The sequence below is a fragment of the Phocaeicola sartorii JCM 17136 = DSM 21941 genome (genome assembly GCF_054653615.1).
In genome coordinates, this window is sequence record NZ_BAAIFW010000005.1 from 3,754,761 (window position 1) to 3,770,803 (window position 16,043).

The window sequence follows — 16,043 nt, forward strand, 5'->3', positions numbered from 1 at the left end:
TACCATAATGATCAAATATACGCATAAGCAGCTGATGGGTACCTGCATGTTAGCGGGCGCACTCATGTTGGGAGCATGTACCAGTACTCCCCCTGTAACGAAAGAAGTATCCATTGTCCCTGTAACCAGCCAGCTGGAGGAAACAAACCAGGCCTTTGTCCTGAAAAGCAATACCACCATCGGTGTCATTGACTCCGGACTGGTTCCCGCAGCCGAGTATCTGGCCGGCATACTCTCCGGCGCCACCGGCTACCACCTCAAGGTGAAAGAGGGCGAAGGAACCATCACCCTTGCCCTGGGCGATGTCCAGGGGAAAGAAGGAGCATACACCCTGACAGCCGGACCCGACAAGGTATGCATCACCGGTAACTCCTACGGAGGTGTCATTGCCGGTATCGAATCCCTCAGGCAACTGTTCCCCCCACAAATAGAATCGAAAGAAACAGTGAAAGGTATAGACTGGGCCATACCGGCCGTCACCATCCAGGACGCCCCCCGCTTTGAATGGAGAGGCATCATGCTGGACGTATCCCGCCATTTCTACACCCCCCGGGAAGTAAAGGAATTGCTGGACGTCATGGCCCTGTACAAGATGAACAAGTTCCACTGGCATCTGACCGACGACCAGGGATGGCGCATCGAAATCAAGAAATACCCTCTGCTGACCGAAAAAGGAGCATGGCGCAAATTCAACTCACACGACCGTGAATGCATACGCCTGGCCAAAGCCAACGACAATCCGGACATGGCGATTCCCGAAGACAAGATACGCATTGTAGAAGGTGACACCCTGTATGGAGGCTACTACACCCAGGAAGACATCAAGGACGTCATAGCATACGCCAAAGTACGAGGCATAGACATTGTTCCCGAAATAGACATGCCGGGACACATGCTGGCCGCCGTAAGCAACTACGAGGGCGTTTCCTGTTTCAACGAGACCGGCTGGGGAAGCACTTTCTCCTCGCCTGTTTGTCCGGGAAAAGACTCCGCGCTGGAATTCTGCAAGAACATTTACGCAGAACTGATAGACCTTTTCCCCTATAAGTATGTACATATAGGAGGCGATGAGGTGGAAAAGACCAATTGGAAAAAATGTCCGGACTGCCAGAAGCGTATGCGCGACAATAACCTGAAGACAGAAGAAGAGCTGCAATCATGGTTCATCCATGACATGGAGAGATTCTTTAACGAAAAAGGCAAAGAAATGATAGGCTGGGATGAAATCATTGAAGGCGGATTGTCCAAAACGGCTACCGTGATGTGGTGGCGCAGCTGGGTAAAAGACGCGGCCGCCCAGGCTACCGGACAAGGCAACCCTGTCATTTTCACTCCTAACGGACAGTTCTATCTGGATTATGCGGAAGACAAGAACTCCATAGCGAGCATTTATAATCTGAATACGGCCGACGGCCTGACTCCCGAACAGCAGGCGCTGATTTTAGGAGTACAGGGAAACATCTGGTGCGAATGGATTCCTTCCAACGCACGTATGCAGTATATGGCCATTCCGCGCTTACTGGCTATCGCCGAGCTAGGCTGGAGCGATCCGGCCCAGAAAGACTGGAACGGATTCAGACAGCGACTGGCCGGTCAGTTTGAACGCCTCAACATCATGGGCATCAATTACCGTATCCCCGACCTGGAAGGCTTTAACGCAGTGAACGCCTTTATCGGTGAAGGAACTGTGAATGTGACTTGCCTTGACCCCACCGCAAGCATCCATTATACCACGGATGGCAGCATCCCCACTTTGCAATCGCCTGCCTACGAAGGCCCCATCAAAGTGACTGAAACCACCGACTTTACTTTCTGCACCTTCCGGCCCAACGGTAAGAAAGGCGACTGGGTAAAGACACGTTTCATCAAGAGTGAATATACTCCCTCTGTAACTGCCGCCCCCTCCAATCCGGGACTGAAAGCTACCTGGCACGAATTTAAAGGAAACAAATGCGGTGAAATAGAAAAAGCTCCGGTCAACGGCACTTATCCGGTGGAAGATGTCATGATCCCCAAGAAAGTGAAAGGGAATATCGGACTGATTATCAAAGGATATTTCAACGCTCCCCAGGACGACATATACACATTCCTGCTTCTGTCCGATGATGGCAGCACATTGGTTATAGACGGCGAGCAAGTAGTGGACAATGACGATCCCCACGGACCTAAAGAAGTAATAGGACAGAAAGCTTTGGCCAAAGGATACCATCCGATGGAAGTACGCTATTTCGACCAGAACGGCGGGCAACTGAAATTGAGAGTAATGGGTAGTGACGGTAAAGAAATTCCGTTCACGCACCTCTATGCGCATTAACCTCAAATAAAAAACATTCACCACAGATTACGCGGATCGGTACAGATTGGATTATACCCCATCCTCCCATTTCATAAATCCGCGTAACCTGTGGTGAAAATTAAACCGGTCAGAAATAAATTCCGAATCCAATCTTGAATCCCAGTTTGCTGAACTCCGACGTATCACTAAAACTCAGATCATAATATACAGACGGCTCGATCGTTACATTTCTACCCAAGAAGAAAGCATATCCGACTTCCGGTGTCAGACAAACCAGATTCTTTTTAAATCCCACACAAGAAAGGTGCTTATACGCCATCCCCAATCCTCCATAAATGCCGCAACTGGAGAAATAATAACGTCCCTGTGCGCCAATGCTGGTCTCATCCATTCCATGCTCCGCATAATTTCCCTTGAAATTCAGCAATACAGCCACATTATCGGCTACAAATGCACCACCGGTCAAAGCGAAACCAAAATTTGTCCCTGCATCCTTGCTATGGGAGAGGTCGAGTCCTGTCAACGAAGCATTCACATACCATACCTCTTTCTCAAACTGGGCGTGTGCGCTCAGTGCGGTTACTACCAGCAGCAGCAAACTGACTAAAATTTTCTTCATCATGTTGTCGTTTAATAGTTATTTTTTGTTTTCCAAATCGTGTTCACGTCTTTCCTGCGCCTTCTCTTTCTTACGAAGAACCATCCATAACAACGCTATAATCACATAGGACAAACCTACCGTGAGATACTTTTCCATATCACTTATTTCCGTATTGCGCGGAATAAAATAAACGGCCATCGCTGTGGTGTAAACCAGCAGAGCTACAGGCAGCCAGGTCGATTTTCTATATTTTCTCATAAACCATGCTGTTTTTGTTTCCTATACCAACTTGCAAACCCGACAGCGGCTACCAACGTACAAAGGCCGCCTGTCAGATAAGAGACAGCACCCGAGAGCGCCAACCCTTCGGGGGCTATGCAAATATAAGTAGAACATACAGCCGTCATGAACAAGGCAGGAAACAGGGTGATATAATAATTCTTTTTCGTACGTGCCAGAAAAACAGTGACCGCCCACAAAGTAAACACGGACAGAGTCTGGTTACACCAGGCAAAATAACGCCATATCCTGTCAAATCCCGCCGCATCACGCTGGCTGTACAACAAGATGCCGATAGTTACCGCAAAAATAGGGATACAAATCAATAAACGCCTCGCTATACTTTTTTGTTCCAAATGCATAAAATCGGCAACAATCAGACGCGCCGAACGCAAAGCGGTATCCCCACTGGTAATAGGAGCGGCAATTACACCCAGTATGGCCAGCAAGCCTCCTACCGTGCCCAGCCACTCCTTGGTGATGCTGTCTACAATAATCGAAGCATTGCTCTCCTCCATGCCATTCTGATGGAAAAAGTAAGTGGCTGCCGCCGCCCAGATCAATGCCACGATCCCCTCGGTCACCATCGCTCCATAAAAAACAGGACGGCCGTACTTCTCATTCTTCATACAGCGCGCCATCAGCGGAGACTGGGTGGCATGGAAACCACTGATCGCCCCACAGGCAATAGAAACAAACATGATAGGGAATATGGGCAATCCTGCAGGATGGGTATTCTGCAGACCGTCCGTGATTTCGGGCAACACCGGATGGTTCCATAACAGCATCACCAAAATGCCCACCGCCATAAACAACAAGGCGATGGCGAACAACGGATATATCTTTCCGATGATCTTGTCCACCGGCAACAGCGTGGCCAGCATATAATAGAGGAATACCACAATAATCCAAAACGTAGCATCCATGTAGTCCGGAGTAAGCTTGGCAAGCAACCCCGCCGGACCTGCCACAAACACCGCTCCCACCAATATCATCAGCACCACCGTAAAGCCGCGCATCAGCTGCTTGGTGGGAAGGCCCAGATAACGGCCGATAATCTCCGGCAGGCTCTCACCGTTATGACGGATGGAAAGCATGCCCGACAGATAATCGTGCACCGCCCCGGCAAAAAGAGTACCCAGGACAATCCACAAATAAGACGCCGTACCGAACTTCGCTCCCATTATGGCACCGAAGATAGGGCCCAGGCCCGCTATATTCAAGAACTGAATCATAAAAATCTTCCAGGTAGGAAGTGGAATAAAATCAACACCATCCGCCATGGTCAGGGCAGGTGTCTTCCTTGTCTTGTCAGGGCCGAACACACGTTCCACATAACTTCCATACAAAAAGTATCCGCCTACAAGAACCAGTAATGCAATAATAAAGGTTATCATATTCTATTTTTTGTTTTGTCGGAGCAAAAGTAACGAATTAATTGATTACTTCGTATCTTTGTCCCCAAATTAAAGCAAATGCGAACATTCTTTATAACTTTATTACTAGTAATACCGAGTTTTTTACCAGTAATGCCCCAGCCTAAATATGAGATCCGCGCCACCTGGCTTACCACGCTGGGAGGGATGGACTGGCCCCGCAACAAGGCGGTAAACGCATCAGGCATCCGCCGCCAGCAAAAGGAATTGTGCGAGATACTGGACCGTCTGAAAGCCGCCCGTTTCAATACGGTATTATTGCAGACCCGCCTGCGCGGAGACCTGATATACCCTTCGGCCATAGAGACTTTCGCCGAATCACTGACAGGCAGCACAGGACGGAATCCGGGATATGACCCTCTGGCGTTCGCCATCGAGGAGTGCCACAAACGCGGCATGGAACTGCACGCATGGATCGTTACGATTCCTGCCGGAAACACCCGTCAGGTGCAATTGCTGGGACGCAACTCCGTGGTACGGAAGAACCGGAAGATCTGTAAACTATACAAAGGCAACTGGTACCTGGATCCGGGAAATCCGGAGACCCGGGAGTATCTGTCACGCATCGTAAAAGAAATAACTTCGCGTTATGACATAGACGGCATCCATTTCGACTACATCCGCTACCCCGAACAAGCCGACCGCTTTCCCGACAAGGACACCTACCGGAAATACGGCAAAGGCAAGGAGCTGAAGCAATGGCGGCGCGACAACATCACGGAGATTGTACGCAGGCTCTATACCGACATCAAGGCCCTCAAGCCCTGGGTCAAAGTGAGCAGCTCCCCCGTCGGCAAATACCGGGATACCAGCCGATATCCCTCCCGTGGCTGGAACGCTTATCATGCAGTTTACCAAGATGCCCAGAAATGGCTGAAAGAAGGTATTCATGACGCCTTGTTCCCGATGATGTATTTTCAAGGAAACAATTTCTATCCGTTCGCACTGGACTGGAAAGAGAATTGCGGCAACCGCTGGATAGTGCCCGGACTGGGCATTTACTTCCTCTCGCCCCACGAACAGAACTGGCCATTGGACGAGATTGTCCGCCAACTTCATTTCACCCGGCAGATCCGGCTGGACGGGCAAGCTTATTTCCGCAACCGCTTCCTGTTGGACAATACCAAAGGACTCCTGGACGAACTGCAAGAGAACTTCTATACCACACCGGCACTTGTCCCTCCCATGACGTGGATGGACAGCATCGCCCCGTCCGCCCCGTCCGCACCCTCACTGCAACTTCTGCCGGACGGCAAGATGCGTATGAGCTGGCAGGCCTCCACCGACAACAGCGGAAGTCCTGTCACCTATCACCTCTACGCCTCGGACACCTGTCCGGTGGATATCACGCAGGCAGGCAACCTCCTGGAAACCCGTCTCACCCATACGGCATACGAATACCTCCCCTCCGCACCCTGGCGGCAGAAACGTTACTTTGCCGTAACCGCCGCCGACCGCTTCGGCAACGAAAGCACACCGCTGGAACTGAACACCGCATCGGAACTGGATATGCCGCTGTTGAACGAAGGAAACATGCTTCTTCTGCCCGAGATGAAGGACGCGGAAACCATCCGGATTCTCACCGCCACCGGCGAGGAAGCAAGTTGCATGAAGTATGCCCGTCCACTCTCCATCGCCTCATTGCCCTCCGGATTCTATACCGTACAGAAGGTGGACCGCACAGGTGTCCGGAGCTTTGTAGGAATCATCCTGAAATAAAGAACAACAGCAGCTATCGCACCTCCTGACAGTATCTTTTGCCGTTCGTAACAGGAAGAATTACAGCACTCTTCCTGTCTATCCGACCGTCCAACAGGCGCCGGACGCATATCCACCCTGAAGCGGACACATATCCACCTTGAGGCGGACGCAATTCCAGCGTCCGCCGGAAATAGTATTTTAGAACAAGGAGACTATTTTTATATCAAAACCCAAGGCTATAAGCAAAATAATCCGTATTTTTGCACATTCAATTGAACCAAATATATAACTCATGAGCAATCAACGATACATGCAGCGCGGTGTGTCAGCATCCAAGGAAGATGTGCACAACGCCATTAAGAACATTGACAAAGGTATTTTCCCTCAAGCTTTCTGTAAAATCATCCCTGATATTCTGGGCGGAGACCCCGAATATTGCAACATCATGCACGCCGACGGCGCAGGAACCAAATCGTCACTGGCCTACCTGTACTGGAAAGAGACAGGCGACCTGAGCGTATGGAAAGGCATTGCACAAGATGCACTGATCATGAACATTGATGACCTGCTGTGTGTAGGTGCTGTCGACAACATTCTGGTTTCATCCACCATCGGACGCAACAAACTGCTCGTTCCGGGTGAAGTGATTTCCGCCATCATCAACGGAACGGACGAACTGCTGGCCGAACTCCGCGAAATGGGAGTAGGCGTTTATGCCACCGGTGGCGAAACGGCCGATGTGGGCGACCTGGTCCGCACCATCATCGTAGATTCTACCGTGACTTGCCGCATGAAGCGCGCAGATGTCATCAACAATGCCAACATCCGTCCGGGTGACGTCATTGTCGGTCTGGCATCTTACGGACAAGCCACTTACGAGAAGGAATATAACGGCGGTATGGGCAGCAACGGACTCACCAGCGCCCGTCACGATGTGTTCGCGAAATATCTGGCAGAGAAATATCCCGAAAGCTATGACAAGGCTGTTCCCGAAGAACTGGTCTACAGCGGAGGCTTGAAACTCACAGACCCCGTGGAAGGCAGTCCGCTGGATGCAGGAAAACTGGTACTCTCACCCACCCGTACGTATGCTCCGGTAGTGAAGAAACTGTTGGATGCGCTTCGTCCCGAAATTCACGGTATGGTTCACTGCTCAGGCGGCGCACAGACCAAGATTCTGCATTTTGTAGGCGATGTACGTGTGGTGAAGGACAACCTGTTCCCTGTTCCTCCGTTGTTCAAGACCATCAAGGAACAAAGCGGTACGGATTGGGAAGAAATGTACAAGGTGTTCAATATGGGCCACCGTCTGGAAGTTTACCTGTCACCGGAGCATGCTGAAGAAGTGATCGCTATCAGCAAGTCGTTTAATATCGACGCACAAATTGTGGGACGCATAGAAGAAAGTGACAAGAAGGAATTGATTATCAAGAGTGAATTTGGAGAATTCAGATATTAATGGCAGAAAGTACACTTTTAGAAAAACTAGACGGGCTGGTAGCCCGCTTTGAGGAAGTTTCCACCCTCATTACAGACCCGAATGTCATAACGGACCAGAAACGCTATGTCAAGCTCACCAAGGAATACAAGGACCTGAATGACATCATGAAGGCCCGCAAAGAATACATGCAATGCCTGAGCGGGCTGGAAGAGGCCAAGCAGATTATGACCACCGAATCCGATCCCGAGATGAAGGAAATGGCACGCGAGGAAGCAAACCTCTGCGAAGCCCGCATCCCGGAACTGGAAGAGGAAATCAAACTGCTGCTTGTCCCTGCCGATCCGCAGGATGACCGCAACGCCATTCTGGAAATCCGTGGCGGTACGGGAGGTGACGAAGCCGCCATCTTTGCCGGCGACCTGTTCCGCATGTACACCAAATATTGCGAGACGAAAGGCTGGAAGCTGGAAGTATCCAGTGCCAACGAAGGTGCAGCCGGAGGTTTCAAGGAAATCATCTGCTCCGTAACCGGAGACAAAGTATATGGCACGCTGAAATACGAATCGGGCGTTCACCGTGTGCAGCGCGTTCCGGCTACCGAAACACAAGGACGCGTGCATACCTCGGCAGCCTCAGTCGCCGTATTGCCCGAAGCCGAACCGTTTGATGTGGAAATCAACGAGGGCGAAATCAAATGGGACACCTTCCGAAGCGGGGGAGCCGGCGGACAGAATGTGAACAAGGTGGAATCCGGAGTGCGCCTGCGCTACAACTGGAAAAACCCCAACACCGGCGTAGTAGAGGAAATTCTGATAGAATGTACCGAAACCCGCGACCAGCCGAAGAATAAAGAACGCGCCCTCTCGCGCCTGCGTACCTTTATATATGATAAGGAACACCAGAAGTACATTGATGACATAGCCAGCAAACGCAAGACAATGGTATCTACCGGCGACCGGTCGGCTAAGATACGTACCTACAATTATCCGCAGGGACGCATCACCGACCACCGCATCAACTATACCATCTATAACCTGGCCGCCTTTATGGACGGCGACATTCAGGACTGCATCGACCATCTGACAGTGGCCGAAAACGCAGAACGACTGAAAGAGAGCGAGTTGTAATGGTGAGTGGTGAATGATTAGTGGTTAGTGGTGAATAATAACTCGAATTGTAAATCATAAAATTGTAAATGTAATCATGAACAAGCAACAATTATTTGAAAATATCCAAAAGAAAAAATCATTCCTCTGTGTAGGACTGGACACCGACATAAAGAAGATCCCCGAACATTTGTTGAAAGAAGAAGATCCGATCTTCGCCTTCAACAAAGCCATCATTGACGCTACCGCCCCTTACTGCATCGCCTATAAGCCCAATCTGGCTTTTTATGAAAGTATGGGCGTAAAAGGATGGATCGCTTTCGAGAAGACAGTATCCTACATCAAGGAAAACTATCCCGACCAGTTCATCATTGCCGATGCAAAACGTGGCGATATCGGAAACACTTCGGCCATGTATGCCCGTACCTTCTTTGAAGAACTGGACATCGACTCAGTCACCGTAGCCCCCTACATGGGCGAGGACAGCGTGACCCCCTTCCTGAGTTACGAAGGCAAATGGGTCATTCTGCTGGCTCTGACCAGCAACAAGGGTTCGCACGACTTCCAGCTGACCGAGGACGCCAACGGCGAACGCCTTTTCGAAAAAGTGTTACGTAAATCACAAGAATGGGCCAACGACGAAAACATGATGTACGTAGTAGGCGCCACTCAAGGACGCGCTTTCGAAGACATCCGTAAAATTGTTCCCAACCACTTCCTGCTGGTACCGGGCATCGGCGCACAAGGAGGTTCTCTGGAGGAAGTCTGCAAATATGGCATGAACAGTACTTGCGGACTGATTGTCAACTCAAGCCGCGCCATCATCTATGCGGACAAGACCGAGAACTTCGCAACCGTAGCCGGACAAGAAGCTCAGAAAGTCCAGGCACAGATGGAAAAAATAATGTGCCAATAAGACAATGTGCCAATGTGTCAATTGCCATGCGGATACCATAGCGCACACATCGGCAAATTAACAAATTGGCACATTGAATAATTCCCCCCCCATGAGTGACCGAAAAATAATAAACGACCCCGTCTTCGGGTTTATCAACATCCCGAAGGGGTTGTTATACGACATTGTATGCCACCCATTGCTGCAACGCCTTACCCGCATCAAGCAACTGGGTCTGTCCTCTGCTGTATATCCGGGGGCACAGCATACCCGTTTCCAACACTCGCTGGGTGCTTTCCACCTGATGAGCGAAACGATCAAGCACCTCACCGCCAAAGGCAATTTCATCTTTGACAGCGAAGCGGAAGCCGTACAAGCCGCCATCCTGCTGCACGACATCGGACACGGCCCTTTCTCCCATGTACTGGAAAACACATTGGCAGGAGGCGTTTCACACGAAGAAATCTCCCTGATGCTGATGGAACGCATGAACAAGGACATGAAAGGTCAACTCAATCTTGCCATACAGATATTCAAAGACGAATACCCCAAGAAATTCCTGCACCAGCTGGTCAGCGGCCAGTTGGATATGGATCGTCTGGACTATCTGCGGCGTGACAGCTTCTATACCGGTGTATCCGAAGGCAATATCGGATCCGCCCGCATCATCAAAATGCTTGATGTAAAAGACGACCACCTGGTAGTAGAGTCCAAAGGCATTTACTCCATCGAAAACTTCCTGATGTCCCGCCGCCTGATGTACTGGCAGGTATATCTGCACAAGACATCCGTAGCCTGCGAAAAAATGATGATCAGCACCCTGACACGAGCAAAGGAATTAGCTTTACGTGGCGTGGAGCTGTTCGCCTCGCCCGCTTTAAGATTCTTTTTATATCATCCAATCGATAAAAAGGAATTTTATAAAAATCCGGATTGTCTTGAAAATTTTATTCAATTAGATGACAATGACATCTGGACAGCACTGAAAGTTTGGAGCAATCACAGCGATGTGGTACTATCCACACTGAGCCGCGGAATGATCAACAGAAGGCTGTTCAAAGTAGAGGTAGCCTCCTCTCCCATCACAAGACCGCGGAAGGAAGAGATCCTCTCCAGAATTAGTAAACAACTGAATATCAGCAAAAAAGAAGCGAATTATTTTCTATCCACTTCCAGCATAGAAAATAACATGTACAAAAAGGAAGATGACAGTATTGAAATCATTTATAAAGATGGAAGTACCCGCGACATAGCCAAGGCATCGGATATGCTCAACATCTCCCTCCTCTCCCGAAAAGTCAAGAAATATTATATATGTTACCTACGTTCCGAAAACGACGGGCATTAAATAATTAGCGAATTGTACGGATATATAAAAAAAAAATGCGTAATTTGCATAATTAATAATGTGTTTACACTGACATGTAACACGTAAGTAACAAAACTGAAACATTTAGAACATAAAGAATTAGACAGTATTATGGAGTTCTCAGCTAAACAAATTGCGGAATACATCCAGGGAATTATTGTTGGCGATGAAAACGCAACTGTGCATACTTTTGCTAAAATAGAAGAAGGTATGCCGGGAGCGATTTCTTTTCTTTCAAATCCTAAGTATACTCATTACATTTACGATACTCAGGCTACCATTGTGTTGGTAAACAAAGATTTCGTTCCCGAGCAAGAAGTAAAAGCTACCTTGATCAAGGTAGATAACGCCTACGAAAGTCTGGCCAAATTACTGACGCTCTATGAAATGAGCAAACCTAAAAAGACCGGTATAGATCCGCTGGCATACATTGCCCCTACTGCGAAGTTGGGGAAGGATGTATATATCGCTCCGTTTGCCTGTGTAGGCGATGGCGCTGAGATTGGTGACAACACTGCCCTCCACCCGCACGCTACCGTAGGAAGCCATGCCAAGGTAGGTAACAACTGTATACTTTATCCACATGCCACCGTCTATCACGACTGTCTGGTAGGAAACAACTGTACCCTGCATGCCGGCTGTGTAATCGGTGCTGACGGATTCGGATTCGCACCCTCTCCCGAAGGATACGAGAAAATTCCACAGATAGGCATAGCCATTATAGAAGATGATGTGGAGATTGGCGCCAATACCTGTGTAGACCGTGCCACCATGGGTGCCACGATCGTACATAAAGGAGTGAAACTGGACAACCTGATCCAGATAGCACACAATGTGGAAGTAGGAAGCCACACTGTCATGGCATCACAAGTGGGCATCGCAGGCTCTACCAAAGTAGGCGAATGGTGTATGTTCGGCGGGCAAGTAGGACTGGCCGGACATATCAAGATAGGTGACAAGGTAGGCATAGGCGCACAAGCAGGCGTTCCCGGCAACGTGAAATCCAACGAGCAAATTCTAGGCACTCCGGCCATCGATGCCAAGAATTTCATGAAATCATCGGCTGTTTACAAGAAACTACCCGAAATTTACACCACGCTGAACGCCATGCAGAAAGAAATAGAAGAATTAAAAAAACAATTAAATAAATAAACCCCATGTTGAAACAGAAGACATTAAGAGGCAGTTTTTCTTTAAACGGGAAAGGCCTTCACACCGGAGTAAACTTGACGGTGACATTCAATCCTGCACCGGACAACCACGGGTACAAAATCCAACGAATTGACCTTGAAGGACAACCAATAATCGATGCCGTAGCAGAGAACGTAGGCGATACCACCCGCGGCACCGTGCTGATGAAAAACGGAATAAAAGTAAGTACCGTAGAGCATGCGCTGGCAGCTCTTTATGCAGCCGGCATAGACAACTGCCTGATCCAGGTAAGCGGTCCCGAATTTCCTATTCTGGACGGCAGCGCCAAAGCGTATGTGGAAAATATACAACGCGTAGGAATCGAGGAACAGAATGCGGTAAAGGACTACTATATCATTAAATCAAAAATCGAATTCAGAGACGAGGAAAACGGCTCTTCCATCATCGTCCTTCCGGACGAGAATTTCAGTGTGAACGCCCTGATCTCTTATCAGTCCAAAATACTGTCCAATCAGTTCGCCACACTGGAAGACATGGCCAAATTCCCCACCGAGGTAGCCTCCGCGCGTACCTTTGTATTCGTCCGCGAAATAGAACCCCTGCTGGGTGCCGGACTGATCAAAGGAGGTGACCTGGACAACGCCATCGTAATCTACGAAAAAGAGATGAGCCAGGAAAACTATGACAAACTGGCGGATGTGATGGGTGTCCCCCACATGGATGCCACCAAACTGGGCTATATCAATCATATCCCTCTGGTATGGGACAACGAACCGGCACGCCACAAACTGCTGGACATCATCGGCGACCTGGCACTGATAGGCAAGCCCATCAAAGGCCGTATCATCGCCACCCGTCCGGGCCACACCATCAACAACAAGTTCGCCCGCCAGATACGCAAAGAAATCAAACTTCACGAAATACAGGCTCCATCCTATAACTGTAATGAGACCCCCATCATGGACGTAAACCGCATCCGCGAGTTGCTCCCGCACCGTTATCCGTTCCAGTTGGTGGACAAGGTTGTCGCCATCGGTGCCAACCACATTGTCGGTGTGAAAAACGTAACGGCCAACGAACCTTTCTTCCAGGGACACTTTCCGCAGGAACCTGTCATGCCGGGTGTGCTTCAAGTGGAAGCCATGGCACAATGCGGCGGTCTGCTTGTTCTGAACTCTGTGGACGAACCCGAAAGATACTCCACCTACTTCATGAAGATAGACGGAGTGAAATTCCGTCAGAAAGTAGTGCCGGGAGACACCTTGTTGTTCCGTGTAGAATTGTTGGCTCCTATCCGCCGGGGCATCTCCACCATGAAAGGATACGTGTTCGTAGGCGAGAAAGTAGTCTGCGAAGCCGAGTTTATGGCACAAATAGTAAAAAACAAATAACCACTAAAAAAACAACATGATTAGTCCATTAGCATATATACATCCCGAAGCAAAGATTGGTGAGAATGTAGAGATCGGTCCTTTTGTGTTTATCGACAAGAATGTAGTTATCGGCGATAACAATACAATCATGCCTAACGCCAACATTCTGTATGGCTCACGCATAGGAAACGGCAACACCATTTTTCCGGGAGCTGTTATAGGCGCTATTCCCCAGGATTTGAAATTCCGCGGTGAAGAAACGACTGCCGAAATAGGCGACAACAACACCATTCGCGAGAATGTGACCATCAATCGTGGTACAGCGGCTAAAGGCAAGACCGTAGTGGGCAGTAACAACCTGTTGATGGAAGGAGTGCACGTGGCGCATGATGCCATCATAGGCAGCGGCTGTATCATAGGCAACGCCACCAAGATGGCAGGCGAAATCATCATTGATGATAACGCCATCATCAGTGGTGCCGTATTGATGCACCAGTTCTGCCGGGTAGGCGGTTACGTAATGGTACAGGGCGGCTCACGCTTCAGCAAGGACATCCCTCCTTATATTATAGCAGGACGCGAACCCATAGCCTACGCCGGAATCAATATCGTAGGACTCCGCCGCCGCGGATTCTCCAATGAACTAATAGAGAATATACACAACACCTATCGCATTATTTATCAGAGCGGTATGAACGTTACCGATGCCTTGGAACAAGTGCGCAAAGAAATACCTATGAGCAAGGAAATAGAATATATTATTTCTTTCATAGAAAATTCTCAAAGAGGTATCATCAGATAACAAAGTTTTTTTATAACTTTACTGCACGAAAAAAAAGTTATATAGTATATAGTAGAAATATATGGTTTACAGATTTACAATAATCTCTGACGAAGTCGATGATTTTATAAGAGAAATAAAGATAGATTCGGAAGCGACTTTCTTTGATTTGCACGAAGCGATATTGAAAGCGACAGGATATAAAGACGATCAGATGACCTCTTTCTTCATTTGTGATGACGACTGGGAGAAAGATCAGGAAATCACGCTGGAAGATATGGGAAGCAGTTCGGAAGAAGACAGCTACATCATGAAAGAGACCCGCCTGAGCGATTTGGTGGAGGACGAAAAGCAAAAATTGCTGTATGTATTCGATCCGCTGGCAGAACGGGTGTTCTTCATTGAACTGTCGGAAATTATCACCGGCAAAGACCTTGACAAAGCAATATGCTCGCGCAAAGCCGGAGAAGCCCCGAAACAAACCATCGACTTTGACGAGATGATGGCCAAAAACAATAGCGGAAATCTGGATATAGACGAGAACTTTTATGGCGACCAGGACTTCGATATGGAAGACTTTGATCCCGAAGGATTCGATATGGGCGGTGCCTCCTCACCGGACCCGTACGAGCAAGAAAACTATTAATCTTAACAGGGGCGGACGGTGAACGTCCGCCCCTCTCTTTTTCATCAAAAGACCATGTGTGACACCCTTATCGTCCTTATCGGCCCTACCGGTGTAGGAAAGACCGAACTAAGCCTTTCCATTGCCGAACACTTCCGGACATCCATTGTCTCGGCAGACTCACGCCAACTGTATGCGGATCTGAAGATAGGAACCGCCGCCCCTACCCCCGGGCAACTGGCGCGTGTTCCGCATTATTTTGTCGGGACATTACAACTGACGGACTATTACAGCGCCGCACAATACGAAACAGATGTACTGGCACAACTGGACATCCTGTACCAAAAACATGACACCGTAGTACTGACCGGAGGGTCCATGATGTACATAGACGCCATCTGCAAAGGCATAGATGATATCCCCACCGTGGACAACGAAACACGCCAGCTGATGCTGCAACGTTACGAACAGGAAGGGCTGGACTCTCTTTGCGCCGAACTAAAACTGCTGGACCCGGAGTATTATAAAATAGTGGATCTGAAGAATCCCAAACGAGTGATACACGCCCTGGAAATATGCTACATGACCGGAAAAACCTATACCTCTTTCCGTACCCGCACGCACAAGGAACGTCCTTTCCGTATCATCAAGATAGGACTGACCCGCGACCGCGAAGAATTGTATGACCGCATCAACCGCCGTGTGGACCTCATGATGCAGGACGGCTTGCTGGAAGAAGCCCGGCAGGTATACCCTTACCGGCAGCTGAACTCGCTCAACACGGTAGGCTACAAGGAAATGTTCAAGTACCTGGACGGAGAATGGACACTGGAATTTGCGATTGAGAAAATCAAACAGAATTCCCGCATCTACTCCCGTAAGCAGATGACCTGGTTCAAACGGGACAAAGACATCGCCTGGTTCCACCCCGACCAGCAGACAGAGATTTTGCAATATATTCACTCATCACTAACCACTAATCACTAAT

The 16,043-nt window shown here is 49.0% G+C and carries 14 protein-coding genes; 11 read left to right on the forward strand and 3 right to left on the reverse strand.

Annotation, left to right across the window (positions count from 1 at the left end; all coding sequences use genetic code 11):
• The first annotated feature begins 7 nt into the window (after nucleotides 1–7).
• A complete protein-coding gene (locus ACYQ0C_RS15980) occupies nucleotides 8–2,314 on the forward strand; it encodes a family 20 glycosylhydrolase (protein ID WP_016275584.1) in 2,307 nt (768 codons plus the stop codon).
• A 109-nt stretch (nucleotides 2,315–2,423) separates the two neighbouring features.
• Here the strand turns inward: ACYQ0C_RS15980 and ACYQ0C_RS15985 are convergent, their stop codons facing one another.
• From ACYQ0C_RS15985 to ACYQ0C_RS15995, 3 genes are read right to left on the reverse strand one after another with little or no spacing between them, the layout of a single operon-like run.
• Nucleotides 2,424–2,915 (reverse strand): outer membrane beta-barrel protein, encoded by a 492-nt coding sequence (locus tag ACYQ0C_RS15985; RefSeq protein WP_016275583.1) that lies wholly within the window; start codon nucleotides 2,913–2,915, stop codon nucleotides 2,424–2,426.
• An 18-nt stretch (nucleotides 2,916–2,933) separates the two neighbouring features.
• Nucleotides 2,934–3,155 carry a hypothetical protein gene (locus ACYQ0C_RS15990; protein WP_016275582.1) on the reverse strand — a complete coding sequence of 74 codons (222 nt, stop codon included), beginning with the start codon at nucleotides 3,153–3,155 and terminating at the stop codon, nucleotides 2,934–2,936.
• Nucleotides 3,152–4,573, reverse strand: a complete 1,422-nt coding sequence (locus ACYQ0C_RS15995) for a carbon starvation CstA family protein (RefSeq protein WP_016275581.1) — start codon at nucleotides 4,571–4,573, stop codon at nucleotides 3,152–3,154. The genes ACYQ0C_RS15990 and ACYQ0C_RS15995 overlap by 4 nt, the downstream gene beginning before the upstream one ends.
• Nucleotides 4,574–4,651: 78 nt before the next feature.
• Here ACYQ0C_RS15995 and ACYQ0C_RS16000 point away from each other — a divergent pair, with 78 nt between their 5' ends.
• The 10 genes from ACYQ0C_RS16000 to miaA all read left to right on the forward strand — a co-directional run bounded on the left by ACYQ0C_RS16000 (nucleotide 4,652) and on the right by miaA (nucleotide 16,042).
• Nucleotides 4,652–6,331 carry a family 10 glycosylhydrolase gene (locus tag ACYQ0C_RS16000; protein WP_016275580.1) on the forward strand — a complete coding sequence of 560 codons (1,680 nt, stop codon included), beginning with the start codon at nucleotides 4,652–4,654 and terminating at the stop codon, nucleotides 6,329–6,331.
• A gap of 274 nt (nucleotides 6,332–6,605) precedes the next feature.
• Nucleotides 6,606–7,772, forward strand: a complete 1,167-nt coding sequence (locus ACYQ0C_RS16005; RefSeq protein ID WP_016275579.1) for an AIR synthase-related protein — start codon at nucleotides 6,606–6,608, stop codon at nucleotides 7,770–7,772.
• A complete protein-coding gene (gene prfA / locus ACYQ0C_RS16010) occupies nucleotides 7,772–8,881 on the forward strand; it encodes a peptide chain release factor 1 (RefSeq protein ID WP_016275578.1) in 1,110 nt (369 codons plus the stop codon). The genes ACYQ0C_RS16005 and prfA overlap by 1 nt, the downstream gene beginning before the upstream one ends.
• A 76-nt stretch (nucleotides 8,882–8,957) precedes the next feature.
• The gene (pyrF, locus tag ACYQ0C_RS16015) at nucleotides 8,958–9,776 is read left to right on the forward strand and encodes an orotidine-5'-phosphate decarboxylase (protein ID WP_016275577.1); all 819 of its coding nucleotides are present in this window, start codon (nucleotides 8,958–8,960) and stop codon (nucleotides 9,774–9,776) included.
• A gap of 91 nt (nucleotides 9,777–9,867) precedes the next feature.
• Nucleotides 9,868–11,103, forward strand: coding sequence for an HD domain-containing protein (locus tag ACYQ0C_RS16020; protein WP_016275576.1), 1,236 nt, complete (start codon nucleotides 9,868–9,870; stop codon nucleotides 11,101–11,103).
• A 132-nt stretch (nucleotides 11,104–11,235) separates the two neighbouring features.
• Nucleotides 11,236–12,276 (forward strand): UDP-3-O-(3-hydroxymyristoyl)glucosamine N-acyltransferase, encoded by a 1,041-nt coding sequence (lpxD, locus tag ACYQ0C_RS16025; RefSeq protein WP_016275575.1) that lies wholly within the window; start codon nucleotides 11,236–11,238, stop codon nucleotides 12,274–12,276.
• A 5-nt stretch (nucleotides 12,277–12,281) separates the two neighbouring features.
• The gene (locus ACYQ0C_RS16030) at nucleotides 12,282–13,667 is read left to right on the forward strand and encodes a bifunctional UDP-3-O-[3-hydroxymyristoyl] N-acetylglucosamine deacetylase/3-hydroxyacyl-ACP dehydratase (RefSeq protein ID WP_016275574.1); all 1,386 of its coding nucleotides are present in this window, start codon (nucleotides 12,282–12,284) and stop codon (nucleotides 13,665–13,667) included.
• A gap of 16 nt (nucleotides 13,668–13,683) precedes the next feature.
• Nucleotides 13,684–14,451: an acyl-ACP--UDP-N-acetylglucosamine O-acyltransferase gene (gene lpxA / locus ACYQ0C_RS16035; protein ID WP_016275573.1), complete on the forward strand. Its 768-nt coding sequence runs from the start codon at nucleotides 13,684–13,686 to the stop codon at nucleotides 14,449–14,451.
• Between the two features lie 61 nt (nucleotides 14,452–14,512).
• Nucleotides 14,513–15,076, forward strand: coding sequence for an IS1096 element passenger TnpR family protein (locus ACYQ0C_RS16040; RefSeq protein ID WP_016275572.1), 564 nt, complete (start codon nucleotides 14,513–14,515; stop codon nucleotides 15,074–15,076).
• A gap of 54 nt (nucleotides 15,077–15,130) precedes the next feature.
• The gene (gene miaA / locus ACYQ0C_RS16045) at nucleotides 15,131–16,042 is read left to right on the forward strand and encodes a tRNA (adenosine(37)-N6)-dimethylallyltransferase MiaA (protein ID WP_025077103.1); all 912 of its coding nucleotides are present in this window, start codon (nucleotides 15,131–15,133) and stop codon (nucleotides 16,040–16,042) included.
• The last annotated feature ends 1 nt before the right edge of the window (nucleotide 16,043 follow it).